The organism is Streptomyces sp. NPDC005393, assembly GCF_040606675.1.
Classification (GTDB): domain Bacteria; phylum Actinomycetota; class Actinomycetes; order Streptomycetales; family Streptomycetaceae; genus Streptomyces.
In genome coordinates this window covers 1-26,132 of the sequence record NZ_JBEXFG010000069.1, presented here as the reverse complement: position 1 = coordinate 26,132, position 26,132 = coordinate 1, and the positions used below count along the sequence as shown (strand labels likewise).

Below are 26,132 nucleotides of genomic sequence, written 5' to 3'. Positions count from 1 at the left end.
ACCTGAGCGAGGGGTTCGACTTCCTGGGGTTTCACATCCAGTGGCGCCGCAAACGCGGGACGGACAAGTGGTATCCGCGCTCGCCGCGCTCGCCGCGCTCGCCTCGGTCGCGGCCGCCGCCGGACGCCGCGCCCGCCTCGTCGTCCAGACGCAGTGTCAGCGAGATCCGCTTGCGGGGGATGTCGACGTCCAGGACCTTCACGCGCACGATGTCACCCGGCTTCACCACATCCCGCGTGTCCTTGACGAACGTCTTGGACATCGCGGACACGTGCACCAGACCATCCTGATGCACGCCGATGTCCACAAACGCCCCGAACGCCGCGACGTTCGTGACGACGCCCTCCAGGATCATCCCGGACGCGAGGTCGCCGATCTTCTCGACGCCCTCCTTGAAGGTCGCGGTCTTGAAGGCGGGTCGCGGGTCGCGGCCCGGCTTCTCCAGCTCCTTGAGGATGTCGGTGACGGTCGGCAGACCGAAGGCGTCGTCCACGAAGTCCTCCGGCCGCAGCCCGCGCAGCACCGCGGTGTTGCCGATGAGCGTGGTGACGTCGCTGCCCGCCGAGCCGACCATCCGGCGGACCACCGGGTACGCCTCGGGGTGGACGCTGGAGGCGTCCAGCGGGTCGTCGCCGCCGCGGATGCGCAGGAAGCCCGCGCACTGTTCGTACGCCTTGGGGCCGAGCCGGGCGACGTCCTTGAGCGCCTTACGGCTGCGGAAGGGGCCGTTGGCGTCGCGGTGGGCGACGATGTTCTCCGCAAGCCCGCTGCCGATGCCCGAGACCCGGCTGAGCAGCGGGGTGGAGGCGGTGTTGACGTCCACCCCGACACCGTTCACACAGTCCTCGACCACGGCGTCCAGCGAGCGCGAGAGCTTCACCTCGGACAGATCGTGCTGATACTGGCCGACCCCGATCGACTTCGGATCGATCTTGACCAGCTCGGCCAGCGGATCCTGGAGCCGGCGGGCGATGGACACGGCGCCGCGCAGCGAGACATCGAGCTCCGGCAGCTCCTGCGAGGCGAAGGCCGAGGCTGAGTACACGGAGGCGCCCGCCTCCGAGACCATCACCTTGGTGAGCTTCAGCTCGGGATGCTTTCCGCACAGCTCGCCCGCCAGCTTGTCGGTCTCGCGGGACGCCGTGCCGTTGCCGATCGCGATCAGCTCGACATCGTGCTCCCGCGCGAGCCGCGCGAGCTTGTCGAGGGCCGCGTCCCACTGGTTGCGGGGGACATGCGGATAGATCGTGTCGGTGGCGGCCACCTTGCCCGTCGCGTCGACGACGGCCACCTTCACGCCCGTACGGAAGCCGGGGTCCAGGCCCATCGTGGCGCGCGTGCCCGCCGGGGCGGCGAGCAGCAGATCGCGCAGATTGGCGGCGAAGACACGGACGGCCTCGTCCTCGGCGGCCTGGCGCAGCCGCAGCCGCAGATCGATGCCGAGGTGGACCAGCACGCGGGTGCGCCAGGCCCAGCGCACGGTGTCGGCCAGCCACTTGTCGGCCGGGCGGCCCCGGTTCGCGATGCCGAAGCGGTGGGCGATGGACCGCTCGTACGAGGTGGGGCCGGGCTCATCGGACGGCTCCTCCGGCTCCAGGGTGAGGTCGAGGACCTCCTCCTTCTCGCCGCGGAACATCGCCAGCACCCGGTGCGAGGGCAGCTCGGTGAACGGCTCGGCGAAGTCGAAGTAGTCGGCGAACTTCGCGCCCGCCTCCTCCTTGCCCTCCCGCACCTTGGTGGCGACCCGGCCGCGCGACCACATGCGCTCACGCAGCTCGCCGATGAGGTCCGCGTCCTCACCGAACCGCTCGGTGAGGATGGCCCGCGCGCCCTCCAGCGCGGCGGCGGGATCCGCGACGCCCTTCTCCGGGTCCACGAAGGCGGCCGCGGCGGCCGTCGGCTCCACGGCCGGGTCGCCGAGCAGCCCGTCCGCGAGCGGCTCCAGACCGGCCTCGCGCGCGATCTGCGCCTTTGTACGCCGCTTCGGCTTGAAGGGCAGATAGATGTCCTCCAGCCGGGCCTTGGAGTCGGCGGCGAGGATCTGCGCCTCCAGCGCCTCGTCCAACTTGCCCTGCGAACGGACGGAGTCGAGGATCGCGGCACGCCGCTCCTCCAGCTCCCGCAGATAGCGCAGCCGCTCCTCCAGGGAGCGCAGCTGCGCATCGTCGAGCATCTCCGTCGCTTCCTTGCGGTAGCGCGCGATGAACGGCACGGTAGAGCCGCCGTCGAGCAGCTCGACGGCGGCCTTGACCTGCCGCTCCCGTACGCCGAGTTCCTCGGCGATCCTGCCTTCGATGGACGTCGTCACGATCACGCTCCGCTTTCGGTATGCACTGCCTCTGCATTGTGGCAGGTGGCACTGACGAAGCGGTCGCGGCCGACGTATTACGGCGGGCCGGGAGAGTCGGAGACGGGTGTCAGACGTGCCCGCGGCGGCGTGTGCCGCCCGTCGCGTCCGAGGCTCCGCCGAAGAGGCGGGCCACGGCCCGGAAAGGCAGGGTCACCACGGCGGCGAGCGTCGAACCGATGGCGCGGAGGACATCGGCGATGGCGCGGAACACAGGGAGCTCCCATCGGGTCGGGTCAGGTCGGCGATCGGACCGGCAGCCGCCGCCGGGCGCCGTACGCACGCGGAGCACGGGCAAGCGCCGGCGTACGCGGCGCGCGGTTGGAGCGCCCGGTGCCGGGCGGCCGATCGCGCACAGCAGTCGGGTATCCCGCAAGACAATCGGCAAACCCGACCCACTGTCGCGACCACGTCAGCCGCCGCGGGGACCCTTGGCCCGTGCCCCGTCCGCGCCCGCCGGTACGCGCCGCGCGGCGGCGATGCCCGGGGTCAAGACCGCGTCAGCCGGCGCCGGGGCCCGTGCCCGGTTGGCGGAGGGGCGGCGCGGGGAGGCCCGGGCCGGTGCCGGGTGGCGCGGGGAGGCCCGGGCCGGTGCCGGGTGGCGCGGGGAGGCCCAGGCCGGTGCCGGGCGGCGCGGGAGGCCGGGGCCTGTGCCCGGGTGGCGCGGGGAGGCCCGGGCCCGTGCCCGCCCCGCCCGGCCCGGCGCCCGTGCGACGTCCTCGGGCAGGACCCACGTCAGCTCGCTCCGGAGGCCGTGCTCCGTTGGCGGAGGGCGGCGCGGGCCGTGGGGGAGGCCCGTGCCGGCCTCGGTGGGGCTTGCGGTCAGCCCTTGCCGATGAGGTCCGCGGGGAACGCGCCGCCGGCCATGGCCGCCGTCGTGAAGGCCCCGGCCAGCTCCGTCAGCCGGGCCACGCCCGCCGCGCCCAGGTGCTCGTACGGCGCCGCGTCCAGGCGGTCCGTCTCGTCCTCCAGCACCCGGCGCAGCTCCGTACCCGCCTCCGTCAGCTCGTTGTCGGCGGTGAGCAGCCCGCGCTCGCGCAGCCGCTCCTGGCCCGCCGCCCACTCCTCGGGGCTCCAGCCGCGGGTCCTCAGAACCCACTGGGGGGACATGCCCTTGCCGCTCGCCGCATGGCTGGCCAGCGCCTCCACCCCGTCCAGTCCGGCGCCGACCAGCGTCATCAGATGGCCGTCGCCGCGGTGCTCGCGCAGCAGCGTGGCGGCGTGCCAGAACGCCAGGTGCGGGGCGTCCGGGACGGGCAGGTCGGCGTGGGCGGCGTACAGGGGGCGCGCGTAGCGCGAACACGCCTCGGTGGCGCGCAGCGCCAGCTCCGCGGCCTCGGTCATCTCCTTGGAGGCGATGGCGTCTTCGCCCAGCACCCGCCGCAGCACCGAGTCGGCTGCGCGCAGCCGGGCCTCGAGGGCGGCCTCGGGGGAGACCACGTCCCACGCGGCGGGGATATGGCGGGCGACCAACTCGTGGTTGAAGTTGTAGAAGGTCGCGGTGACGGTCCCCGCGCCCACCCGGCCGAACGCCGCCGCACGGCCGACGAAATAGACGGCTCCGCGCTCCTCCAGCCCCAGCCGGGCGAGTTCCTGGCCGTAGTCCGGGGCGAAGTAGAAGGCCGAGTGGAGCGGGTTGACGACGGTGTAGCAGCGCCGGGCGGCGCGCGGGGCGAGTGAGGTCATGGGCCGCACGCTACCGGCAGGTAAGGGAGGGCGGAAGGCCGGATCCCGCCCGCGATGATCACCCCGCCCACGGCGATCGGCCGACCCGCGACGATCACCCCGCCCACGGCGATCGGCCGACCCGCGACGTTCGCCCGGCCCGCAGCGTCCACCCACCCCGGCGCGATCAGCCGGCCGGCGGCGTCCACCCGGCCGGCGGCGTCCAGCCGAAGCGCGGGGCGCGGCGTCCGAGGAAGGCGGCGATGCCCTCGCCGGTCTCCCCGCTCTCCCGCGCCTGCTCCCGCCAGTACGCCACCCGGCCCGGATCGGCGGGCACGGCCGCGAACTCCTTCGCCGCCGCCTGAGTGAGCTGCGACCGGGACACCAGCACCCGCGTGAACTCCGCGACCCGCTTGTCGAGCCCGGCCGCCGGCAGCACCTCGTCCACCAGACCGGTGCGCAGCGCCCGGTCGGTGTCGATCAGCTCACCCGAGAACAGCAGGTATTTGGCGGCGGCCGGGCCGATCAGCTCCACCAGCCGGCGGGTGGAGCCGGGGGAGTAGACGATGCCGAGCTTGGCCGGGGTGATCCCGAAACGGGCGCCCTCTTCCGCGAACCGCAGATCGCAGGCGGCCGCCAGCTGGCAGCCGCCGCCCACGCAGTAGCCGCGCACCGCGGCGAGGGTCGGCTTGGGGAAGGCGGCCAGCGCCTCCTCGGCGGGCAGCGCGAGCCCCGTGGTCTCCTCGTACGTCGCGCTCAGCGAGCCGATGTCCGCGCCCGCGCAGAAGGTGTCCCCGTCGCCGGTGAGCACCAGGGCCCGTACGGCGGGGTCGGCGGCGAGCCGCGTCAGCAGCGGGGGCAGCGCGCGCCACATGTCCGGGGTCATCGCATTGCGCTTGGCGGGATTGCGGATGACGACGGTCGCTATGCCGTCGGCGACGGCGTGCTGCAGGCAGGGCTCCATGCGGCGGATCGTATCCGGGCAGCGCGAAGGGCTCCGGCGGGGGCGCCCGGTGGGGCGTGAGGCGCTGGGGCGTGGGGCCGGGGGCGTCCGGCCGGGTCAAGGAATAGTCACCATGGTCGGAATCCAGGCGAGCAGGATCAGTCGAGCGCGTGACCCTGGCATACGCCAATGATCAAAAGCGGTCGATAAGCGCTAAGTTGTGGTCACTTCGTCGGTCCGTACCAAAGCATTCCCAACACTCGACGTGAGTGGTCGAACCGTGGCGATGGGTGGGTATCGGACATGGAGATCGTCGGGAGAGTCCCCTCCGAACCGGGACATGCCCCGCCCCGCAGGTCGGTCGACTACGAAGGGGTGTGGAGGTTCACCGCCCCGGCCATCGACTCCTCCGTGCCGCAGGCGCGGCACGCGGTGCGCGATCTGCTGATCCATCAGCGGGTGCCCGCCCATGACGATCTGGTGGAGAATCTGCTCCTGATCGTCTCCGAACTGGTCACCAATGCCGTACGGCACGCCGCGCTGCTCTCCCCGGAGATCGCCGTCGAGGTGTCCATCGGCCAGGACTGGGTGCGGGTGGCCGTCGAGGACAACCACCCGTACCGTCCGGTGGCACTGATGGCGGACCAGGGCCGGACCGGCGGGCGCGGACTGCTGTTGGTCCAGGTGCTCGCGGAGGAGGCGGGCGGCGTCTACGACGTCGACCACACGGCGAGCGGCGGCAAGGTCGTCTGGGCCGCGCTGCCCTTAGGGCCGCGGCAGCCGGGGTTCGCCCGATAGCGAGGTCCCCGCTGACGCGGCACTGACCGCGGCGCGGGCCACCGGTGGGGCTACCAGCCTGCCGCCGCCCCGGTGAGCTCGCGGATCGCCGGGCGGGCCGCGTCCAGCACGGTCATGAACCACGCGGAGAACGGGCCCTCCGCGCGCAGCCGGTCCAGCTCGTCCGGGGTGACGAAGGCGGTCTCGCCGATCTCCTGCGGGTCCGGGCGCGGCGCCTCCCGCACCAGCCCCGCGAAGAGGTGGTTGTACTCCTGCTCCACCAGGCCCGACGCCGGGTCCGGGTGGTTGTAGCGGACCGTGCCCGCCTCGCGCAGCAGCGCGGGCGCTACGCCCAGCTCCTCACCGGTGCGCCGGGCGGCGGCCGCGAACGGCGGCTCGCCGGGGTAGGGGTGGCCGCAGCAGGTGTTCGACCAGACGCCGGGGGAGTGGTACTTGCCCAGCGCCCGGCGCTGGAGCAGCAGCCGCCCCTCGTCGTCGAAGAGGAAGACGGAGAACGCCCGGTGCAGCCGGCCGGGCGCGAGGTGCGCGGAGAGCTTCTCCGCGGTGCCGATCGTCGTGCCGTCCTCGTCGACCAGCTCAAGCATGATCTGTTCTGCCGAACCGTTCGGCGCGGCGGGCGCGGCGGGCGCGGCGGGCGCGGCGGTCTCGGCGGAGCGGCCGTTGGGGGGTGTGATCGGCATGACCATCCTCATAGTTCCGTCTCTTGAGCGTCCCAGTCTGCCGCACATGTGCCCCCTGCCGGTGTCAGTGGCACAGCTTGGCTTCGTGATCAGCATGCCCACCCGGTTCCAGCTGGAACGTGCAGTGACCTACGTCGAAGTGCTCCCCGAGACAGCCCTGAAGAGAGTGCAGCATCCGCTCGTGGCCCACCGAGCCCAGCACCGTCGGGCTGACCACCACATGCGCGGAGAGCACCGGCATGCCCGAGGTGATGGTCCACACGTGCAGATCGTGCAACCCCTCGACGCCGGGGAGGGCGAGGATATGGGCGCGTACCGCGTCCATGTCGACATCCCGCGGCGCCGCCTCCAGCAGGACGTTCAGCGTCTCGCGCAGCAGTCGGTACGTACGCGGGACGATCATGAGGCCGATGAGCAGCGAGGCGATCGGGTCGGCCGTCTGCCAGCCGGTCGTCAGGATGATCCCCGCCGAGACCAGGACCGCGACCGAGCCCAGCGCGTCCGCCAGCACCTCCAGGAACGCGGCGTGGACGTTCAGGCTCTCCCGCTGCCCGCCCCTCAGCAGGGCCAGCGACACCACGTTCGCCGCCAGGCCGATCGCGCCGAAGACGATCGTCAGACCGCCCTCGGTGGCGGCCGGGGTCAGGAACCGCAGCAGCGCCTCGCAGAGGATGTAGCCGCCGACACCGAGCAGCAGCAGACAGTTCGCGAGCGCCGCCAGGATCTCGGCGCGGGCGAAGCCATAGGTACGGCGCGTGCTCGGCGGACGGCCCGCGAAGTGGATCGCCAACAGCGCCATGGCCAGGCCCAGGGCGTCCGTCGCCATATGGCCCGCGTCCGCCAGCAGCGCGAGCGAGTCGGCGAGGAGGCCGCCGACGATCTCCACGGCCATCACCGTGAGCGTGATGCCCAGCGCGATCCGCAGCCGCCATCGGTGGGCGGCGCCCGTGGTGGCGAGGGCGCGGCCGTGATCGTGGTCGTGACCCGCGCCCGCGTGCGTACGGCCCATGTGCGGACGGCCTCCTCCCGCGCCGCGATCCCCTGTCACCAGTGAACTACGGCGGCGGGCCGCGGCCCGGTCAGCCGCGCCGCGGCACGCCTCTCGGGGCGGCGGCGAGCGTCACCCGCGCCGGGCCTCGGGGTGGTGCAGACACCATCCCTCCCACGCCGACTCCACCATCGCGCGCACCTCGTGCCGGGCGCGCCAGCCCAGCTCCTTGGCGATCAGCTCCGTCGATCCGACGACGCGTGCCGGATCGCCCGGCCGGCGCGGCTCCACGACGGGGGCGAGCTCCGGGCGGCCGGTGATCTCGCCGATCAGATCGGCCATCTCGCGCACCGAGACGCCCTGCCCGGTGCCGATGTTCACCGTCAGATCGCCCGGCTCCCGCCGCGCCGTCTGGGCGGCCAGCCGGCGGGCCACGGCCAGATGGGCGGTGGCCAGGTCCTCGACATGGATGTAGTCGCGGATACAGGTGCCGTCGGGGGTGGCGTAGTCATCACCGAAGATCCGCGGGGCCTGACCCCGGGTGATCCGCTCGAACATCATCGGGATGATGTTGAACACTCCGGTATCGGCCAGCTCGGGGCGGGTGGCGCCCGCCACATTGAAGTAGCGCAGACACGCCGTCGACAGGGAGTGGGCCGCGCCCGCCGCTCTGACCAGCCACTCTCCGGCCAGCTTGGTCTCTCCGTACGGATTCATCGGTAGACACGGGGTGTCCTCGGTGACAAGTTCCACATCGGGCATGCCGTAGACGGCGGCGGAGGAGGAGAAGAGGAAGCTGCCGACACCGGCCGCGACCGCCGCCTCCAGCAGCATGGTGAGCCCGTGCACATTCTCGCGGTAGTAGCGCAGCGGCTGCTCCAGGGACTCCCCGACCTGCTTCTTCGCCGCGAGATGCACTACACCGCTTACGCCCAGCTCGGCGAACGTACGGTCCAGCAGCTCACGGTCGAGCGTGGACCCGCGCACCAGCGGAACGTCCTTGGGCAGCCGCTCCACGACGCCGCTGGACAGATCGTCGAGCACGGCCACCGGCTCGCCCGCCTCGGCCATGGCCCGCACGACATGCGACCCGATATATCCGGCACCACCTGTGATCAGCCATGTCATGACCGCACCCTACCCATGCGTCGTTACCGGGGCCGTTTGTCGGGGGCTGCCGCCATCCACCATGATGATCGTCGGCGCGTGGAAGCGGTCGTTCCCCCGATCGTGTGGTGAATGTGCGGTGAACGGGCGCTTCCATCGATCCGATAGCCTCTGCCGACGTGCCGCCCGCCCCCTGCGGGGCCGGGGCCGTGCGATGCCCGTTGCCCGGAGGGCCCAGGCCAGGTGCCAGCCCGGCGTGGCCACCATGTCAGTTGCCAAGGAGTGAGTTCGTCTGTCGACCGCGATCCTCACCGGTGTCCCGGTCGCCGGCTCGTCCCTCGAGGACGACCTGCGGTCGCTGGGCTTCCACGTGCGCACGGCGGCCGACGCCGCCGCGGTGGCGTCGGAGCTCGCAGCCGTCCCGGTGCGCGAGCGGGTGGCGGTCGTCGACCCCCGCTTCGTCGGCCACGTCCACGCCCTGCGCCTGGCTCTGACCGACCCCCGCTTCCCCGCCGCCGCCATCCCCGGAGCGCTCGCCGTCCAGGCGGACGCCAGGGCCGCCCTGACCCGCGCCGTCACGGCGCGGGCCTCGGGGAGTGGTGGTGCGGCGTCCACCGGCGCCGCCCCCGCCCCGGCCCTCGGCTCCGCCGAGCGGGATGAGGCCACGGCGGGCGCGCTCGGCGCGGCCGGGACGGTGACCGACGACGCGGTCGCCGTCGTCGATGACTCGCTGGTCGACGACCTCGCCGCCGCTCTCGACGCCGAAGGCGTCCCCCCGCACCGGCCGGAGCTCGGTGTGCTCGTCGCTGCCGTGCCCGCGGACGCGGACCGGCGGGCCGCGGCGCGGGCGGCCACCGATGCCGTGGACGACGAGCGGGTGCGGCTGCGCAGCGCCGTGAAGTCGCGGGACGGGTTCTTCACGACCTTCTGCATCAGCCCCTACTCCCGCTATATCGCCCGCTGGTGCGCCCGGCGCGGACTGACCCCCAATCAGGTCACCACCGCCTCCCTGCTCACCGCCATCGTCGCGGCGGCGTGCGCCGCCACCGGCACCCGGCCCGGGTTCATCTCGGCCGGGGTGCTGCTGATCGCCTCGTTCGTGCTCGACTGCACCGACGGCCAGCTGGCCCGCTACTCGTTGCAGTACTCCACGCTCGGCGCCTGGCTGGACGCGACGTTCGACCGGGCCAAGGAGTACGCCTACTACGCGGGCCTCGCCCTCGGCGCCGCCCGCGGCGGCGATGACGTATGGGCGCTCGCGCTCGGCGCCATGGTGCTCCAGAGCTGCCGCCATGTCGTGGACTTCTCCTTCAACGAGGCCAACCACGACGCCACCGGCAACACCAGCCCCACCGCCGCCCTCTCCGACCGCCTCGACAGCGTCGGCTGGACGGTCTGGGTGCGCCGGATGATCGTGCTGCCGATCGGTGAGCGCTGGGCGATGATCGCCGTGCTGACCGCGTTCACCACGCCCCGGATCACCTTCTACGCGCTGATCGTCGGCTGTGCGCTGGCCGCCTGCTACACCACCGCCGGCCGGGTGCTGCGCTCGCTGACCCGCCGGGCGCGGCGTACGGACCGGGCGGTGCGCGCCCTCGCCGACCTCGCGGACTCCGGGCCCCTCGGCGAGCTGGTCGCCAGGGTGTCCGGCCGCAGGGCGTACCCGTACCGGGCGCCCGGCCTGGCCGTCGTCGGCGCCGCGCCGCTGCTCTCCCTCGCCGCCGTGCTCGACGTCGGCTCGTGGGTCCTCCCCGGGGCCGCCCTCGGCTACGCCGTCTGTGCGGGCATCGCCGTCGGCGCGCCCCTCAAGGGCCCGCTCGACTGGCTGGTGCCGCCGGTCTTCCGCGTCGCCGAATACGGCACGATCCTGATCCTGGCGGCCCGCTCGGGGGTTAACGGTGCCTTGCCGGCGGCTTTCGGGCTGGTTGCGGCGGTCGCCTACCATCACTACGACACGGTGTACCGCATCCGCGGTGGCACCGGGGCGCCCCCGCACTGGCTGGTGCGGGCGATCGGCGGGCACGAGGGGCGGATCCTGGTGGTCACGGCCACCGCTGCCCTGCTGTACGAGCAGAACCAAGGTTTCACCATCGCGCTGACCGCTCTCGCGGCGGCCCTCGCGCTGGCGGTGCTCATCGAGAGCATCCGCTTCTGGGTGTCCTCCGGAGCACCCGCTGTACACGACGAAACAGGAGAACCCGCATGATCGGCCTCGTGCTGGCGGCCGGCGCTGGACGGCGTCTGCGCCCCTACACCGACACCCTCCCCAAGGCCCTGGTGCCCGTCGACGGCGACACGACCGTCCTCGACCTGACCCTCGGCAACTTCGCGGAGGTCGGCCTGACCGAGGTCGCGATCGTCGTCGGCTACCGCAAGGAGGCGGTGTACGAGCGCAAGGAGGCCCTGGAGCAGAAGTACGGCCTCAAGCTCACGCTGATCGACAACGACAAGGCCGAGGAGTGGAACAACGCCTACTCCCTGTGGTGCGCCCGTGACGCGATCCAGCACACCGTGATCCTCGCCAACGGCGACACCGTGCACCCGGTCTCCGTCGAGAAGACCCTGCTGGCCGCGCGGGGCAACGGGCAGAAGATCATCCTCGCCCTCGACACGGTGAAGCGGCTCGCCGACGAGGAGATGAAGGTCGTCGCGGACCCCGCCAAGGGCGTCCAGAAGATCACCAAGCTGATGGACCCGGCCGAGGCGACCGGCGAGTACATCGGCGTCACCCTCATCGAGGGCGAGGCCGCAGCCGACCTCGCGGACGCGCTGAAGACCACCTTCGAGCGCGACCCCGACCTCTACTACGAGGACGGCTACCAGGAGCTGGTCAACCGCGGCTTCAAGGTCGACGTGGCCCCCATCGGCGACATCAAGTGGGTCGAGATCGACAACCATGACGACCTGGCGAAGGGCCGTGAGATCGCGTGCCAGTACTGACGAGGCTCATCCCCTCGCCGGTCGTCGTCGACATCCGTCCAGGGGCCCTGGACGACCTGGCGGCGGTCCTCGCCGACCAGCGGATCTCCTCCTCCGGCAAGCTGGCCATCGCGATCAGCGGCGGCTCCGGCGCCGTGCTGCGCGAGCGGCTGGCGCCTGCCCTGCCCGGCGCGAGCTGGTACGAGGTCGGCGGCGGCACCCTGGATGACGCGATCAAGCTCGCCGACGCCATGAAGTCGGGGCACTACGACGCGGTCGTGGGCCTGGGCGGCGGAAAGATCATCGACTGTGCGAAGTTCGCCGCGGCGCGCATCGGCCTCCCGCTGGTGGCCGTCGCCACGAACCTCTCGCACGACGGTCTGTGCTCACCGGTCGCCACCCTCGACAACGACGCGGGCCGCGGCTCGTACGGAGTGCCCAACCCGATCGCCGTGGTCATCGACCTCGATGTGATCCGGGAGGCGCCCGTCCGCTTCGTCCGCTCCGGGATCGGCGACGCCCTCTCCAACATCTCCGCGGTCGCGGACTGGGAGCTGGCCAACCGGGAGAAGGGCGAGCAGATCGACGGCCTCGCGGCCGCGATGGCCCGTCAGGCCGGCGAGGCCGTGCTGCGCCACCCCGGCGGCGTCGGCGAGGACGGCTTTCTCCAGGTGCTGGCCGAGGGCCTGGTGCTCACCGGTATCTCCATGTCGGTCGCGGGGGACTCCCGCCCGGCGTCCGGTGCCTGCCATGAGATCAACCACGCCTTCGACCTCCTCTTCCCCAAGCGCGCGGCGAGCCACGGCGAGCAGTGCGGTCTGGGCGCCGCGTTTGCGATGCATCTGCGCGGGGCGCACGAGGAGTCGGCGTACATGGCCGAGGTGCTGCACCGGCACGGTCTGCCCGTACTGCCCGAGGAGATCGGCTTCACCGTGGACGAGTTCGTCCAGGTCGTGGAGTTCGCTCCGAAGACCCGCCCCGGGCGCTACACGATTCTGGAGCACCTTGACCTCTCATCCGACGCGATCAGGGACGCATACGCCGACTATGCCAAAGCAGTCAGTCAAGCCATCAGTGGCTGAACTCCGTCCGGTCGTTCACCCCGAGGGGGTGAAGGACCGGCGGAGCGGTGAGCACTGGGCCGGGCGCCTGTACATGCGAGAGATCTCGCTGCGCTGCGACCGGTACCTGGTGAACACCAGGATCACCCCCAACCAGCTCACCTATCTGATGGTGGTCGCGGGCGTCCTGGCGGGCGCGGCACTTCTGGTGCCGGGCCTGGCCGGGGCGCTGCTCGGCGCCGTCCTCATCCAGATCTATCTGCTGCTGGACTGCGTCGACGGCGAGATCGCGCGCTGGCGCAAGCAGACCTCGATAACCGGCGTCTATCTCGACCGGATCGGCCACTACCTCTCCGAGGCGGCCCTGCTGGTCGGGTTCGGCGTCCGGGCCACGGACCTCTTCCACCAGGAGGGGGGCACCCACTGGGAGTGGGCCTTCCTCGGCACGCTCGCCGCCCTCGGCGCGATCCTCATCAAGGCCGAGACCGATCTGGTGGACGTGGCGCGCGCCCGCAGCGGGCTGCCGGCCGTCAAGGACGAGGCGGCGGTGCCGCGCTCCTCGGGGCTCGCGGTGGCCCGTAAGGCCGCGGCGGCGCTCAAGTTCCACCGGCTGGTCGGTGGTGTTGAAGCGTCACTTTTCATTCTGTTTGTCGCGATTCTCGATATGGTCCGGGGTGACCTCTTCTTCACCCGGCTGGGCGTAGCGGTACTCGCCGGTATCGCCATCGTGCAAACTCTTCTTCATCTGGTGTCCATCCTCGCGTCGAGCAGGCTCAAGTGACCGAAGGCACTCTGCGGGTCGGAGCGGTTGTCCTGACGATGGGCAACCGCCCCGAGGAGCTGCGCGCGCTGCTCGACTCGGTCGCCAAGCAGGACGGTGACCCGATCGAGGTGGTCGTCGTGGGCAATGGCTCGCCGCTGCCCACGCTTCCCGACGGCGTACGGACCGTCGAGCTGCCCGAGAACGTGGGCATCCCGGCGGGCCGCAATGTCGGCATCGAGGCGTTCGGACCGGGCGGGTCCGATGTCGATGTGCTGCTCTTCCTCGACGACGACGGGCTGCTGCCGGGCACGGACACGGCCGAGCTGTGCCGTCAGGCGTTCGCCGCCGATCCGGAGCTCGGCATCGTCTCCTTCCGTATCGCCGACCCCGAGACCGGTGTCACGCAGCGTCGCCATGTGCCCCGGCTGCGCGCCTCCGACCCCCTGCGGTCGTCCCGGGTGACCACCTTCCTGGGCGGTGCCAACGCGGTGCGTACCACCGTGTTTCAGCAGGTCGGAGGGTTGCCGGACGAATTCTTCTACGCCCATGAGGAGACCGATCTCGCCTGGCGGGCGCTGGACGCCGGATGGATGATCGATTACCGGTCGGACATGGTGCTGCACCATCCGACCACCGCGCCGAGCAGGCACGCGGTCTACCACCGGATGGTGGCCCGCAACCGGGTCTGGCTGGCCCGGAGAAACCTTCCCGCCCTGCTCGTTCCCGTGTATCTGGGCGTCTGGCTGCTGCTCACACTGGCCAGGCGTCCCTCCAAAACCGCACTTCGGGCCTGGTTGGGAGGGTTCCGGGAAGGCTGGAAGGCACCCTGTGGTCCACGCCGCCCCATGAAGTGGCGTACGGTATGGCGCCTGACCCGACTGGGCCGACCTCCTGTCATCTGACAAGCTCGTATCCGAAGAGCATCGGGCGCGACCCGGGGCGCGGCCCCGCTCAGCGCACCCTGAAGACGAAAGTGTCAACTGTGAGCGAGACTACGCACGACGGTGCGGTCGCCGTGAGTGCCGCCCCGCCATCACCCGACGACGGCCTGTCCCCGGCCGAGCTGGCGACGAAGTACGGGCTTTCGGTGAGCGGCGCCCGGGTGGGCCTCGGTGAGTACGTCCGGCAGATGTGGGGGCGGCGCCACTTCATCGTGACCTTCTCGTCCGCCAAGCTCACTGCCCAGTACAGCCAGGCCAAGCTCGGCCAGCTGTGGCAGGTGGCGACCCCGCTGCTGAACGCCGCGGTGTACTACTTCATCTTCGGCCTGCTGCTGAAGAGTAACCGGGGCATGCCGAAGGACGAGTTCATCCCGTTTCTGGTGACTGGTGTGTTCGTCTTCACCTTCACCCAGAACTCGGCCATGGCGGGTGTGCGAGCGATCTCCGGGAATCTGGGGCTGGTGCGGGCCCTGCACTTCCCTCGAGCCTCACTCCCCATCTCCTTCGCGCTCCAGCAGCTCCAGCAGCTGATGTTCTCGATGATCGTGCTGGGCGTCGTCCTGCTGGGGTTCGGGCACTTCCCGGCTCTGGCATGGCTGCTGATCATTCCGACGCTCGCGCTGCAGTTCGTCTTCAACACCGGCCTCTCGCTGATCATGGCCCGGCTGGGGGCCAAGACCCCGGATCTCGCACAGCTGCTGCCCTTCATCCTGCGTACCTGGATGTACGCCTCCGGCGTGATGTTCCCGCTGGCGACTACGCTCGAGCGGGCGGGGGCGAGCGGCTGGATCTCCGACGCCATGCTGGGGAACCCGGCCGCCGTGTACATGGACCTGATGCGGTACGCGCTGATCGACGACTACACCAAGGCGAACCTGCCGCCGCATGTCTGGGCGTTGGCCCTGGGCTGGGCGGTTCTCTTCGGTGTCGGTGGCTTCGTGTACTTCTGGAAGGCAGAGGAGCAGTACGGCCGTGGCTGAGCAGACTCTCGACAAAGCCGCCAAGGCGGACAAGGCGGACAAGGCGGGCGATGTCACCCCGTCGGTCCTCGCCGGAGCGCGGGTGCCCACCGTCATCGCCGACGATGTGCACATCGTCTACCGGGTCAACGGCGGGCCCAAGGGAAGGGGCAGCGCCACGGCCGCTCTCAGTCGCATGCTGCGCCGTAAGGGCGCGCCGGGCATGCGTGAGGTGCACGCGGTACGCGGTGTCACCTTTGTCGCCTACCGGGGTGAGTCGATCGGTCTGATCGGCTCCAATGGCTCCGGTAAGTCGACCCTGCTGAAGGCCGTGGCGGGGCTGCTGCCCGCCGAGCGCGGCAAGGTCTACACCGACGGCCAGCCCTCGCTGCTGGGCGTGAACGCGGCGCTGATGAACGATCTGACCGGTGAGCGGAACGTCATACTCGGCGGACTGGCCATGGGCATGTCGCGAGAGCAGGTCCGCGAGCGCTACGAGGACATCGTCGACTTCTCGGGCATCAACGAGAAGGGCGACTTCATCACGCTGCCGATGCGTACGTATTCCTCCGGCATGGCGGCCCGGCTGCGCTTCTCGATCGCCGCGGCCAAGGACCACGATGTGCTGATGATCGACGAGGCGCTGGCGACCGGTGACCGGAAGTTCCAGAAGCGCTCCGAGGCCCGCATCCGCGAGCTCCGTAAGGACGCCGGAACGGTCTTCCTCGTCAGCCACAACAACAAGTCCATCCGGGACACCTGCGACCGGGTGCTGTGGTTGGAGAAGGGCGAGCTGCTGATGGACGGCCCGACCGACGAGGTCATCAAGGCGTACGAGAAGGAGACGGGCAAGTAGCCGTCCTCCGTGCCGCGTAGAGGGCGCCCTGTAGACGATCAGGCCCCGCCGGAGCAATCCGGCGGGGCCTGTTGTCCTCGACCGTGCCACCGGGAGAATACGCACCGGATTCGCGCGGCCGACCCGGCCGGAGATACCGCGATTGAACCGCTGAATGGTGGGAGTCGCGTTCTGAGAAAACGCTTCTCGTCATGGTGCGGATGAGAATGCCGAAGACATACGGAAGACATGCGGAAGACGTGCGGGGGCGTCTCGGTCGGGAAGGTTGACCGGTGGGTCATCTTCCGTTGAGGAGCCGGGGATGGAGGATCGGAACACCTGTTCATCATGTGGTTCACCCTTCGTACGGATTATCCGCGAAGAGACGTCCGAGGCTCTTCCGTACGCCCCGGACCGGCGGACCGCGGCACCGGAGCGGACCCGGGATGCGGCCGGTGAGGTGCCTCCTCCGGCCGGCGGCCCGGCCGGTGAACGGGGCGGTGAACCGAAGGTGCCGCCGCTGCCGCTGTTCACTAAACGGAGGCGCTGTATCGTGTGCCTGTACGCCGGGGTTGTGGAGCGGCGTCGAGCGGTGGGGCATCAGGGAGGGGGACGCGTGTCGCCAGGGGAAGCGCACGTGGCGCCGTACTCACGGCGCGAGCGGCTGCGCATCGCGACCATCCGTGAAATCAAGGACGTCGCTCGGACGCTCCTGGTTCAGGAGGGCCCGGAAAATGTGACCATCCGGGCCATCGCACGTGAGATGGGCATGACCGCGCCGGCGGTCTATCGCTACTTCAGCAGCCGGGATGCGCTCATCCTTCAGCTGCGCGTGGACATCTTCGAGGAAATGGCCCGCTACATGCGCGGGGTCCTCGGACAGCATCCCGAGGAAGAGCCCGGCCGCAGACTGATCAGCGGGGCCCGCGCGCTGCGCGTCTGGGCCATCAAGCATCCTCATGAGTTCGGGCTCATCCTCGGGCCGTGGGCGCCGGGCCTGGGACGGGAGGAGACCAAGCCGGAGCGCCATATGGGCTGGGTCTTCGGCTCCGTCTTCTCCGATCTGGTCTCCGGCCTGTGGCGGGTGCGGGGCTTCCCGGCCCCCGCGGAGGACGAGCTCGCCCCCGGGCTCGCCCGCTCGCTGGCGGCGCTCAGCGAGGACCAGTGCGTCGAGATGCCGCCGGGTGCCATCGCCGTCATGCTCCGCTGCTGGGTGCGGCTGTACGGGGTGATCTCCATGGAGGCGCTCGGCCATATGTCCTTCGCCCTGGCCGAGGGGCAGTCCTTCTTCGAGTTCGAGCTGCGCGATCTGTGCGCCGTGCTGGGCATCGCCGAGTTCTACGAAGAGGTCACCTGAAGAGGTCACCCAGCCGTCACCCGGGCGAGGTCACGGACGGGTGTAGCCCCGTACGCCTGTACACCGAGAGGCGTAAGCTGTAGCAACGCCCGTCCGGATCATGTCGGAACCGGACCCTTGTCCCCTGTTCGGGGGCTCGGGGCCGGAGGCCCTTGACATGGCGGCGCGGCGTGTCCGGATCGTGCCGATCTTGCTAACCGGTGTAGAACGGGGGATGTGACGGCATTGGCTACACGGCCCATCTCCAGCGCTGCCGCGGGGCCCGGTCGCCGGGATCCGCGCGGCGTCCTGGTTCTCGCCCGTACGCCTGGCTGTCCACGGTGACCGTGGAGGACGAGCGCAGCGGGTCCCATACCACGTCGACGAGCCCGACCGGCGGGCGGGAAGCCACCCGTGCCGTGCTCGACAAGGCCGCGCACGAGAACTTTCCCGTCGCCCCCTTCTTCGTGCCCCGTGCCTGGCGAACCGATCTCATGGCCGTCTACGGCTACGCCCGGCTGGTCGACGACATCGGCGACGGCGATCTGCCGCCCGGCGGCGCCGACGCCGAGCTGCTCGGGCTCGACCGCGACCGGGCGGACGACGCGCTCGCCATGCTCGACGCGTTCGAGGCCGATCTGGAGCGCGTCTTCCAGCCGTCCGGGGTGCCACGCCACCCCCTGCTGCGCGCGCTGTGCCCCACCGTCCGCCGCCATGGGCTCACCCCTGGGCCCTTCCGCGGCCTGATCGAGGCCAACCGGCAGGACCAGCGGGTCCGGCGGTACGCCACGTACCAGGAGCTCCTGGACTACTGCGAGCTGTCCGCCAACCCGGTGGGGCGGCTCGTCCTCGGCATCACCGGCACCGCGAGCCCCGAGCGGATCCGCCGCTCCGACGCGATCTGCACCGCCCTGCAGATCGTCGAGCATCTGCAGGACGTCGCCGAGGACCTGCGCAGGGACCGTATCTACCTGCCCGCCGAGGACATGAAACGCTTCGGGGTGACCGAGGCCGACCTCGCCGCCCCCCGGGGCGGCGCATCGGTGCGCGCACTGGTCGCGTACGAGGCCGAACGCGCCGTGGCCCTGCTGAATGAAGGCACCCCCCTGGTGGGTAGCGTCCACGGCAGGCTGAAGGTGCTGCTTGCCGGATTCGTGGCCGGGGGGCGGGCCGCCTTGCGGGCGGTCGCGGCCGCGGGACATGACGTACTCCCTGGACCGCCCAGGCCCACCAAGCTCAGCCTGCTGCGCGAGGTGGGGGCGACACTGCGAAGAGAGGGGTGAGCCGGACCGTGAACGGATCTCCGCACGCGTCCGCGCCAGTGCTCGCGGCGTACCGTTACTGCGAGGCCGTGACCGGGCACCAGGCCCGCAACTTCGCCTACGGCATCCGGCTGCTGCCGACCGAGAAGCGCCACGCGATGTCGGCGCTCTACGCCTTCTCCCGCCGCGTCGACGACATCGGCGACGGCGCCCTCGACCCCGAAGCCAAGCGGGCCCGGCTCGCCGAGACCCGCGCCCTGCTCGGCCGGATCCGGGGCGGCGGGATCAAGGAGGACGACACCGACCCGGTCGCCGTGGCGCTCGCGCACGCCGCGCACCGCTTCCCGATCCCGCTCGGCGGGCTCGACGAGCTGATCGACGGCGTGCTCATGGACGTCGCCGGGCAGACCTACGAGACCTGGGACGAGCTCAAGGTCTACTGCCGCTGTGTGGCGGGCGCCATCGGACGCCTCTCGCTCGGTGTGTTCGGCACCGTGCCCGGCGCGGGCCACAGCGAGGACGAGCTCGGGCGCGCCCCGGAGTACGCCGACACCCTCGGGCTCGCCCTCCAGCTGACCAACATCCTCCGGGACGTCCGCGAGGACGCCGCCGCCGGGCGCACCTACCTCCCCGCCGACGACCTCGCCAAATTCGGCTGCTCCGCCGCGTTCCGCAGCTCCACCGCCCCGCCCGACGCCGACTTCACCGGACTGGTGCACTTCGAGGTCCGGCGGGCCAGGGCCCTCTTCGCCGAGGGCTTCCGGCTGCTGCCCATGCTGGACCGGCGCAGTGGCGCGTGTGTGGCCGCCATGGCGGGCATCTACCGCAGACTTCTGGAGCGGATCGCCTGTGATCCCGCGGCCGTCCTGCGCGGCCGCGTTTCGCTGCCCGGCCGTGAGAAGGCGTATGTCGCCGTGCGCGGGCTGGCCGGGCTCGACGCCCGGGCCGTCGCGCGCAGCGGCGCTGGGAGGCAGGTGTGACCCACTCCACCCTTGGCCTCGGCCCCACCGCCGCAGGTCGCGCCGCGAGCGAGCCCAAAGAAGGGGCCCCCAGTGCGGTCGTGATCGGCGGGGGGCTCGCGGGGACGGCCGCGGCGCTCACGCTCGCCGACGCCGGGCTGCGGGTCACGCTGCTCGAGGGGCGCCCGAGGCTCGGCGGTCTCGCCTTCTCCTTCCACCGCTCCTCCCCGGCGGGCGAGCTGACCGTCGACAACGGCCAGCATGTCCATCTGCGCTGCTGCACCGCGTACCAGTGGTTCCTCGACCGGGTCGGCGCCGCCCGACTCGCCCCGCTCCAGGCCCGGTTGGACGTCCCCGTGCTGGACGCGAACGGGCGGCGCGGGCGGCGGCTCGGCCGGCTGCGGCGCACCGCCCTGCCGGTTCCGCTGCATCTGTCCGCCGGCCTCGCCACCTACCCCCATCTCTCGCTCGCCGAGCGCGCCCGGGTGGGCCGCGCCGCGCTCGCCCTGGGGCGGCTGGACCCCCAGGACCCGGCGCTGGACGGGGTGGACTTCGCGGACTGGCTGCGCCGCCACGGCCAGTCGCCGCGCGCCGTCGAGGCCCTGTGGGACCTGGTGGGCGTGGCCACGCTCAACGCCACCGCCGAGCACGCCTCGCTGGGCCTTGCCGCGATGGTCTTCAAGACCGGGCTGCTCTCCGAGCCCGGTGCCGCCGACATCGGCTGGGCCCGCGTCCCGCTCGGCGAGCTGCACGACACCCTCGCCCGCGCGGCCCTGGACACGGCGGGCGTACGGACCCGGCTGCGCACCCGGGTGACCGGCCTCACCCGCACCCCCGAGGGCCGCTGGAGCGTGCGCACCGGCGAGCGGCCGGGCGAGGCGCCGGGCGACGCGGACACCGTCGTGCTCGCCGTACCGCAGCGCGATGCGCACGCCCTGCTCCCCGACGGTGCCCTGGACGATCCGGACCGGCTGCTGCGCATCGGCACCGCGCCCATCCTCAATCTGCATGTGATCTACGACCGCACGGTGCTGCGCCGCCCCTTCTTCGCCGCGCTCGGCTCTCCCGTCCAGTGGGTCTTCGACCGTACGGCGGCCTCGGGGCTCGGGGACGCGCCCGGGGCCGGGGACAGCCAGTATCTGGCGGTCTCGCAGTCGGCCGCGTACGACGAGATCGACCGTCCGGTCGCCGAGCTGCGCGCCCGCTATCTGCCCGAGCTGGAGCGGCTGCTGCCGCCCGCCCGCGGCGCACGGGTGCGGGACTTCTTCGTCACCCGGGAGCGCACCGCCACCTTCGCCCCCGTCCCCGGCGTCGGGCGGCTGCGGCCGTCCGCCTCCACCAACGCGCGCGGCCTCTACCTGGCCGGTGCGTGGACCGCCACCGGCTGGCCCGCGACCATGGAGGGCGCCGTGCGCAGCGGTCTTTCCGCCGCCCGCACGGCCCTCTCCGACATCGGCCGCCCGCATCTGAATCCGCTCCCCGCCTCTGGCGGGGGGACGCCCAAGGAGGCGGCATGAGCACGACCACAGGAAACAGAGGAGAGACCGTGACCCCGGCGACCCCAGCTGTCGACACCGCAGGCGTCATGGCGCTGCTGGAGCGCGGACGCACGCTCGCCACGCCGGTGCTGCGTGCCGCCGTGGGCCGGCTGGCCCCGCCCATGGGCACGGTCGCCGCGTACCACTTCGGCTGGATCGACGCCGAGGGCAACCCGGCCGAGGGCGACGGCGGCAAGGCCGTCCGTCCCGCGCTCGCGCTGCTGTCGGCCGAGGCGGCGGGCGCCGCCCCGGAGACCGGGGTGCCCGGCGCGGTCGCGGTCGAGCTGGTGCACAACTTCTCGCTGCTGCACGACGACCTGATGGACGGCGACGAGCAGCGCCGCCACCGGGACACCGTATGGAAGGTGCACGGCCCGGCCCAGGCCATCCTCGTCGGGGACGCGCTCTTCGCCCTGGCCAGCGAAATACTGCTGGAGCTCGGGACCGCGGAGGCCGGTCGGGCGACCCGCCGGCTCACCTCCGCGAGCCGGAAACTGATCGACGGCCAGGCCCAGGACATCAGCTATGAGCACCGCGAGCGGGTCACCGTCGAGGAGTGCCTGGAGATGGAGGGCAACAAGACGGGCGCGCTGCTCGCCTGCGCCGCCTCCATCGGTGCCGTCCTCGGCGGCGCCGACGACCGCACCGCCGACACCCTGGAGCGCTACGGCTACCACCTGGGGCTCGCCTTCCAGGCCGTGGACGACATCCTCGGCATCTGGGGCGACCCGGACGCGACGGGCAAGCAGACCTGGAGCGATCTGCGTCAGCGCAAGAAGTCCCTGCCCGTGGTCGCCGCCCTCTCGGCGGGCGGCCCCGACTCCGAGCGCCTCGCCCGGATCCTCGCCGCCGACGCGCACAAGCCGGACGCCGAGTTCGCCGACTTCTCCGAGGAGGAATTCGCCACGCGGGCGGCGCTGATCGAACAAGCCGGAGGCCGGGACTGGACCTCCCAGGAGGCCCGCAGGCAGCACGCGACCGCGATCGAGGCGCTCAACACGGTGGACATGCCCGCCCAGGTACGAGAGCGGTTCGTGGCGCTCGCCGACTTCGTCGTCGTACGAGAGAGATGATCATCATCGACCGCGCATAGCTCACAGTCGCCGGCCGGCGCCCAGCCGGGGTGCCGGCCGACGGAGGCCCCAACGACGGCAGATTGACACTGCAGAGGGGAAGCCATGACAGCGACCACTATCAAACCCTCCGAGCCATCCGAGTCCGAGACCTTAGTGATCGCCCGTGAGGCGACGGCCCGCGCGGTGGACCATCTGCTGTCCCGCCAGGACGAGCGCGGCTGGTGGAAGGGCGACCTGGAGACCAACGTCACCATGGACGCCGAAGACCTGATGCTCCGGCACTTCCTCGGCATCCAGGACCCCGCCACGCTCGACGCCGCGGCCCGCCACCTCCGCGCCCAGCAGGGCGCGGACGGCACCTGGGCCACCTTCCACGGCGGCCCGCCCGAGCTCTCGACCACCATCGAGGCGTATGTCGCCCTGCGGCTCGCCGGGGACGAGCCCGACGCGCCCCATATGGCCGCCGCCTCCGCGTGGGTGCGCGCCCGGGGCGGCATCGCGAACAGCCGGGTGTTCACCCGTATCTGGCTGGCCCTCTTCGGCTGGTGGCGCTGGGAGGACCTGCCCGAGCTGCCACCGGAGATCATCTACTTCCCCAAGTGGTTCCCGCTCAACATCTACGACTTCGGCTGCTGGGCGCGGCAGACCATCGTGCCGCTCACCATCGTCTCGGCCCATCGCCCGGTGCGCCCGGCCCCCTTCCCCCTCGACGAGCTCCACACCGATCCCCGGCGGCCCAACCCGCCGCGCCCGCCGGCCCCCGCCGCTTCCTGGGACGGCGCCTTCCAGCGCCTGGACCGCGCCCTGCACGCCTATCGCAAGGTCGCCGTCCGGCCGCTGCGCCGGGCCGCGCTGCGGTCCTGCGCCCGCTGGATCGTCGAGCGCCAGGAGAACGACGGCTGCTGGGGCGGCATCCAGCCACCCGCCGTCTATTCCGTGATCGCCCTCCACCTCCTCGGCTACGACCTCGACCACCCGGTGATGCGCGCCGGGCTCGCCTCGCTCGACCGCTTCGCCGTCTGGCGCGAGGACGGCAGCCGGATGATCGAAGCCTGTCAGTCCCCGGTCTGGGACACCTGTCTGGCCGCCATCGCGCTCGCCGACGCCGGCCTCGACCCCGCCCACCCGGCGCTGGTCAAGGCCGCCGACTGGATGCTCGCCGAGCAGATCGACCGGCCCGGCGACTGGTCCGTGAAGCGGCCCGCCCTGCCCTCCGGCGGCTGGGCGTTCGAATTCCACAACGACAACTATCCGGACATCGACGACACCGCCGAGGTCATCCTGGCGCTGCGCCGGGTCGACCACCCCGAGCCCGAGCGGATCGAGGCGGCCGTGCGGCGCGGTATGCGCTGGACGCTCGGCATGCAGTCCAAGAACGGCGCCTGGGGCGCCTTCGACGCCGACAACACCAGCCCGCTCCCCAACCGGCTGCCGTTCTGCGACTTCGGGGAGGTCATCGATCCGCCGTCGGCCGATGTCACCGCCCATGTCGTCGAGATGCTCGCCCACGAGGGACGGTCCTACGACGCCCGCACCCGGCGCGGTATCGCCTGGCTGCTGGCCGAGCAGGAGGCCGGCGGCGCCTGGTTCGGCCGCTGGGGCACCAACTACGTCTACGGCACCGGCTCCGTCGTCCCCGCCCTCATCAGCGCCGGGGTCCCCGCCTCCCATCCGGCGGTCCGCCGCGCGGTCCGCTGGCTGGAGAGCGTGCAGAACGAGGACGGCGGCTGGGGCGAGGACCAGCGCTCCTACCCCGACCCCGAGTGGATCGGCCGGGGCGCCTCCACCGCCTCGCAGACCGCATGGGCGCTGCTCGCGCTGCTGGCGGCGGGGGAGCGGGAGAGCAAGGCCGTCGAGCGCGGGGTCACCTGGCTCACGGCCACCCAGGAGGACGACGGGTCCTGGGACGAGCCGTACTTCACCGGCACCGGCTTCCCCTGGGACTTCTCCATCAACTACCACCTGTACCGGCAGGTCTTCCCGCTCACGGCGCTCGGGCGGTATGTCCACGGCGAGGCCACCGGGGCACGTCCGCGGAGCTCCTGATGTCCGCCGACCCGGCCCCGGACCCCGGCGGCGCGCCGCTGCTGATCGCCTGTGCGCTCGGCATCGAGCGGTTCGCCCTGCGGCGCGGCGACCTGGGGGCCGCCGCCGGGCCCGTGACCGTCCTGCGGACGGGCATGGGGCCGCAGTCGGCCGAGCGCGCCGTGAGCCGGGCGCTGTCGGGGGCGTCCGGAGGGTTCGGGGAAGCCGGGGGAGCGGGACAGGAGGGGCCGTCGCACACCGCCGTCATCGCCACCGGCTTCTGCGCCGGTCTGGCCCCCGGGATGCACCCGGGGGACCTCGTCGTCGCCGACGAGACCCGCGACCCGGCGGGCCGCACCCGCTGCACCGGCAGCCGGATCCTCGCGGACGCCCTGTCACGTCTCCACCGGACGGGCCCTGGGAGGTCCGTCCACCTCGGCCCGGTCGTCGGGTCCGACCATGTCGTGCGCGGCGCGGAGCGGGCCGCGCTGTACACCACCGGCGCGATCGCGGCGGACATGGAGTCCGCCGCGACACTGCGCACCGCCGTGCGCCACGGTGTCCGTCCGGTTGCGGCCGTACGGGTGATCGTGGACGCTCCTGAACATGAACTCGTCCGTATCGGGACACTGCGCGGTGGAATATCGGCTTTCCGGGTACTACGGACTGTCCTTCCCGCTTTCTTTCACTGGCACCGTTCTTCGCTACTCCCAGGAGGTGAGCTAGATGGCCATGCCACTCCGCCAGACCATCCGGGTCGCGACGTATCTCTTTGACCAGAAAGTGATCAAGCGGCGGGACAAGTTTCCGCTGATCGTGGAGTTGGAGCCGCTCTTCGCATGCAATCTCAAATGCGAGGGCTGCGGCAAGATCCAGCATCCGGCGGGCGTGCTCAAGCAGCGCATGCCGGTCGCGCAGGCCGTGGGCGCGGTGCTGGAGTCCGGCGCCCCGATGGTCTCCATCGCGGGCGGTGAGCCCCTGATGCATCCGCAGATCGACGAGATCGCACGGCAGCTGGTGGCACGGCGGAAGTATGTCTTCCTGTGCACCAACGCGATGCTGTTGCGCAAGAAGATTGACCTGTTCACCCCCTCCCCGTATTTCGCGTTCGCGGTGCACATCGACGGGCTGCGCGAGCGGCACGACGAATCGGTGGCGAAGGAAGGGGTGTTCGACGAGGCGGTGGCGGCGATCAAGGAGGCCAAGGAGCGCGGCTTCCGGGTCACCACCAACTCCACCTTTTTCAACACCGACACCCCGCAGACCGTCATCGAGGTGCTCAACTTCCTCAATGACGACCTCCAGGTGGACGAGATGATGATCTCGCCTGCCTACGCCTATGAGAAGGCGCCCGACCAGGAGCACTTCCTGGGCGTCGAGCAGACCCGCGAGCTGTTCAAGAAGGCGTTCGCGGGAGGCAACCGCCGGCGCTGGCGGCTCAACCACAGCCCGCTCTTCCTGGACTTCCTGGAAGGCAAGACGGACTTCCCGTGCACCGCCTGGGGCATCCCCAACTACTCGCTCTTCGGCTGGCAGCGCCCCTGCTATCTGATGAGCGACGGCTATGTCCCGACCTACCGCGAGCTGGTCGAGGAGACGGACTGGGACAAGTACGGCCGTGGCAAGGACCCGCGCTGCGACAACTGCATGGCGCACTGCGGCTATGAGCCCACCGCCGTCCTGGCGACCATGGGCTCCCTCAAGGAGTCCCTGCGCGCCGCCCGTGAGACCGCCACAGGGGGCCGGTGACGCCATGAGCTCAGGGGAACCGGTCTCACTCGGCCTGCCCGCCCTGCCGGGCAGGCCGCTCGCACCGCGCCGCCCCTCCCGCCGCCTCCAGGTCGGGTCGGTGGCGGTCGGCGGGGATGCTCCGATCTCCGTGCAGTCCATGACGACGACGGTGACGGCGGATATCGGTGCGACGCTGCAG

At 71.6% G+C, this 26,132-nt stretch carries 23 protein-coding genes and 1 pseudogene; 17 read left to right on the top strand and 7 right to left on the bottom strand.

Going from position 1 to position 26,132, the window contains the following annotated elements; genetic code table 11:
* Nucleotides 1-31 precede the first annotated feature (31 nt).
* The 4 genes from ABZS71_RS33010 to ABZS71_RS32995 all read right to left on the bottom strand — a co-directional run bounded on the left by ABZS71_RS33010 (nucleotide 32) and on the right by ABZS71_RS32995 (nucleotide 4,976).
* Nucleotides 32-2,308: a Tex family protein gene (locus ABZS71_RS33010; RefSeq protein WP_356215955.1), complete on the bottom strand. Its 2,277-nt coding sequence runs from the start codon at nucleotides 2,306-2,308 to the stop codon at nucleotides 32-34.
* Nucleotides 2,309-2,417: 109 nt separating this feature from the next.
* Nucleotides 2,418-2,561, bottom strand: a complete 144-nt coding sequence (locus tag ABZS71_RS33005) for an LPFR motif small protein (RefSeq protein ID WP_355853952.1) — start codon at nucleotides 2,559-2,561, stop codon at nucleotides 2,418-2,420.
* Between the two features lie 608 nt (nucleotides 2,562-3,169).
* Entirely contained in the window at nucleotides 3,170-4,033 is an 864-nt protein-coding gene (locus ABZS71_RS33000; RefSeq protein ID WP_355859466.1) for a hypothetical protein, read from the bottom strand.
* 166 nt (nucleotides 4,034-4,199) lie between these two features.
* Nucleotides 4,200-4,976 (bottom strand): enoyl-CoA hydratase/isomerase family protein, encoded by a 777-nt coding sequence (locus ABZS71_RS32995; RefSeq protein ID WP_356215952.1) that lies wholly within the window; start codon nucleotides 4,974-4,976, stop codon nucleotides 4,200-4,202.
* Between the two features lie 282 nt (nucleotides 4,977-5,258).
* Here ABZS71_RS32995 and ABZS71_RS32990 point away from each other — a divergent pair, with 282 nt between their 5' ends.
* Nucleotides 5,259-5,753: an ATP-binding protein gene (locus ABZS71_RS32990; RefSeq protein WP_355859462.1), complete on the top strand. Its 495-nt coding sequence runs from the start codon at nucleotides 5,259-5,261 to the stop codon at nucleotides 5,751-5,753.
* Nucleotides 5,754-5,803: 50 nt separating this feature from the next.
* Here the strand turns inward: ABZS71_RS32990 and idi are convergent, their stop codons facing one another.
* The 3 genes from idi to galE all read right to left on the bottom strand — a co-directional run bounded on the left by idi (nucleotide 5,804) and on the right by galE (nucleotide 8,549).
* The gene (idi, locus tag ABZS71_RS32985; RefSeq protein ID WP_356215949.1) at nucleotides 5,804-6,433 is read right to left on the bottom strand and encodes an isopentenyl-diphosphate Delta-isomerase; all 630 of its coding nucleotides are present in this window, start codon (nucleotides 6,431-6,433) and stop codon (nucleotides 5,804-5,806) included.
* 64 nt (nucleotides 6,434-6,497) lie between these two features.
* Nucleotides 6,498-7,442, bottom strand: coding sequence for a cation diffusion facilitator family transporter (locus ABZS71_RS32980; RefSeq protein ID WP_356215947.1), 945 nt, complete (start codon nucleotides 7,440-7,442; stop codon nucleotides 6,498-6,500).
* Between the two features lie 111 nt (nucleotides 7,443-7,553).
* The gene (galE, locus tag ABZS71_RS32975; RefSeq protein WP_356215944.1) at nucleotides 7,554-8,549 is read right to left on the bottom strand and encodes a UDP-glucose 4-epimerase GalE; all 996 of its coding nucleotides are present in this window, start codon (nucleotides 8,547-8,549) and stop codon (nucleotides 7,554-7,556) included.
* A 271-nt stretch (nucleotides 8,550-8,820) separates the two neighbouring features.
* Here galE and ABZS71_RS32970 point away from each other — a divergent pair, with 271 nt between their 5' ends.
* From ABZS71_RS32970 to ABZS71_RS32895, 16 genes and pseudogenes are all read left to right on the top strand, one after another.
* Nucleotides 8,821-10,734 carry a DUF5941 domain-containing protein gene (locus ABZS71_RS32970; protein WP_355859476.1) on the top strand — a complete coding sequence of 638 codons (1,914 nt, stop codon included), beginning with the start codon at nucleotides 8,821-8,823 and terminating at the stop codon, nucleotides 10,732-10,734.
* The gene (locus ABZS71_RS32965; protein WP_355859456.1) at nucleotides 10,731-11,468 is read left to right on the top strand and encodes a phosphocholine cytidylyltransferase family protein; all 738 of its coding nucleotides are present in this window, start codon (nucleotides 10,731-10,733) and stop codon (nucleotides 11,466-11,468) included. Before ABZS71_RS32970 ends, ABZS71_RS32965 begins: the two co-directional genes overlap by 4 nt.
* Entirely contained in the window at nucleotides 11,456-12,529 is a 1,074-nt protein-coding gene (locus ABZS71_RS32960) for an iron-containing alcohol dehydrogenase family protein (protein ID WP_355859454.1), read from the top strand. The genes ABZS71_RS32965 and ABZS71_RS32960 overlap by 13 nt, the downstream gene beginning before the upstream one ends.
* Before the next feature lie 73 nt (nucleotides 12,530-12,602).
* The gene (locus ABZS71_RS32955; RefSeq protein ID WP_356215964.1) at nucleotides 12,603-13,289 is read left to right on the top strand and encodes a CDP-alcohol phosphatidyltransferase family protein; all 687 of its coding nucleotides are present in this window, start codon (nucleotides 12,603-12,605) and stop codon (nucleotides 13,287-13,289) included.
* A gap of 11 nt (nucleotides 13,290-13,300) precedes the next feature.
* Nucleotides 13,301-14,173 carry a glycosyltransferase gene (locus ABZS71_RS32950; RefSeq protein ID WP_355859472.1) on the top strand — a complete coding sequence of 291 codons (873 nt, stop codon included), beginning with the start codon at nucleotides 13,301-13,303 and terminating at the stop codon, nucleotides 14,171-14,173.
* An 80-nt stretch (nucleotides 14,174-14,253) separates the two neighbouring features.
* Complete coding sequence (locus ABZS71_RS32945; RefSeq protein ID WP_356215941.1) at nucleotides 14,254-15,192, top strand: ABC transporter permease; 939 nt, start codon at nucleotides 14,254-14,256, stop codon at nucleotides 15,190-15,192.
* Complete coding sequence (locus ABZS71_RS32940) at nucleotides 15,185-16,027, top strand: ABC transporter ATP-binding protein (RefSeq protein ID WP_356215938.1); 843 nt, start codon at nucleotides 15,185-15,187, stop codon at nucleotides 16,025-16,027. The genes ABZS71_RS32945 and ABZS71_RS32940 overlap by 8 nt, the downstream gene beginning before the upstream one ends.
* A gap of 616 nt (nucleotides 16,028-16,643) precedes the next feature.
* The gene (locus ABZS71_RS32935) at nucleotides 16,644-17,363 is read left to right on the top strand and encodes a TetR/AcrR family transcriptional regulator (RefSeq protein ID WP_355859448.1); all 720 of its coding nucleotides are present in this window, start codon (nucleotides 16,644-16,646) and stop codon (nucleotides 17,361-17,363) included.
* A 398-nt stretch (nucleotides 17,364-17,761) separates the two neighbouring features.
* Complete coding sequence (gene hpnC / locus ABZS71_RS32930; RefSeq protein ID WP_356215961.1) at nucleotides 17,762-18,625, top strand: squalene synthase HpnC; 864 nt, start codon at nucleotides 17,762-17,764, stop codon at nucleotides 18,623-18,625.
* Nucleotides 18,622-19,584 carry a presqualene diphosphate synthase HpnD gene (gene hpnD, locus ABZS71_RS32925; RefSeq protein ID WP_356215936.1) on the top strand — a complete coding sequence of 321 codons (963 nt, stop codon included), beginning with the start codon at nucleotides 18,622-18,624 and terminating at the stop codon, nucleotides 19,582-19,584. The genes hpnC and hpnD overlap by 4 nt, the downstream gene beginning before the upstream one ends.
* 80 nt (nucleotides 19,585-19,664) lie before the next feature.
* Nucleotides 19,665-21,080 carry a hydroxysqualene dehydroxylase HpnE gene (hpnE, locus tag ABZS71_RS32920; protein ID WP_356215958.1) on the top strand — a complete coding sequence of 472 codons (1,416 nt, stop codon included), beginning with the start codon at nucleotides 19,665-19,667 and terminating at the stop codon, nucleotides 21,078-21,080.
* Nucleotides 21,077-22,174 (top strand): polyprenyl synthetase family protein, encoded by a 1,098-nt coding sequence (locus ABZS71_RS32915; protein ID WP_355859444.1) that lies wholly within the window; start codon nucleotides 21,077-21,079, stop codon nucleotides 22,172-22,174. The genes hpnE and ABZS71_RS32915 overlap by 4 nt, the downstream gene beginning before the upstream one ends.
* Nucleotides 22,175-22,279: 105 nt before the next feature.
* Entirely contained in the window at nucleotides 22,280-24,223 is a 1,944-nt protein-coding gene (gene shc, locus ABZS71_RS32910; protein WP_356215933.1) for a squalene--hopene cyclase, read from the top strand.
* Complete coding sequence (locus tag ABZS71_RS32905) at nucleotides 24,223-24,978, top strand: 1-hydroxy-2-methyl-2-butenyl 4-diphosphate reductase (protein ID WP_355859440.1); 756 nt, start codon at nucleotides 24,223-24,225, stop codon at nucleotides 24,976-24,978. Before shc ends, ABZS71_RS32905 begins: the two co-directional genes overlap by 1 nt.
* On the top strand, nucleotides 24,929-25,951 hold the full coding sequence (gene hpnH / locus ABZS71_RS32900) for an adenosyl-hopene transferase HpnH (protein WP_355859438.1): 1,023 nt from the start codon (nucleotides 24,929-24,931) through the stop codon (nucleotides 25,949-25,951). Before ABZS71_RS32905 ends, hpnH begins: the two co-directional genes overlap by 50 nt.
* A gap of 4 nt (nucleotides 25,952-25,955) precedes the next feature.
* A pseudogene (locus ABZS71_RS32895) lies at nucleotides 25,956-26,132 on the top strand (4-hydroxy-3-methylbut-2-en-1-yl diphosphate synthase); the annotation flags it as partial.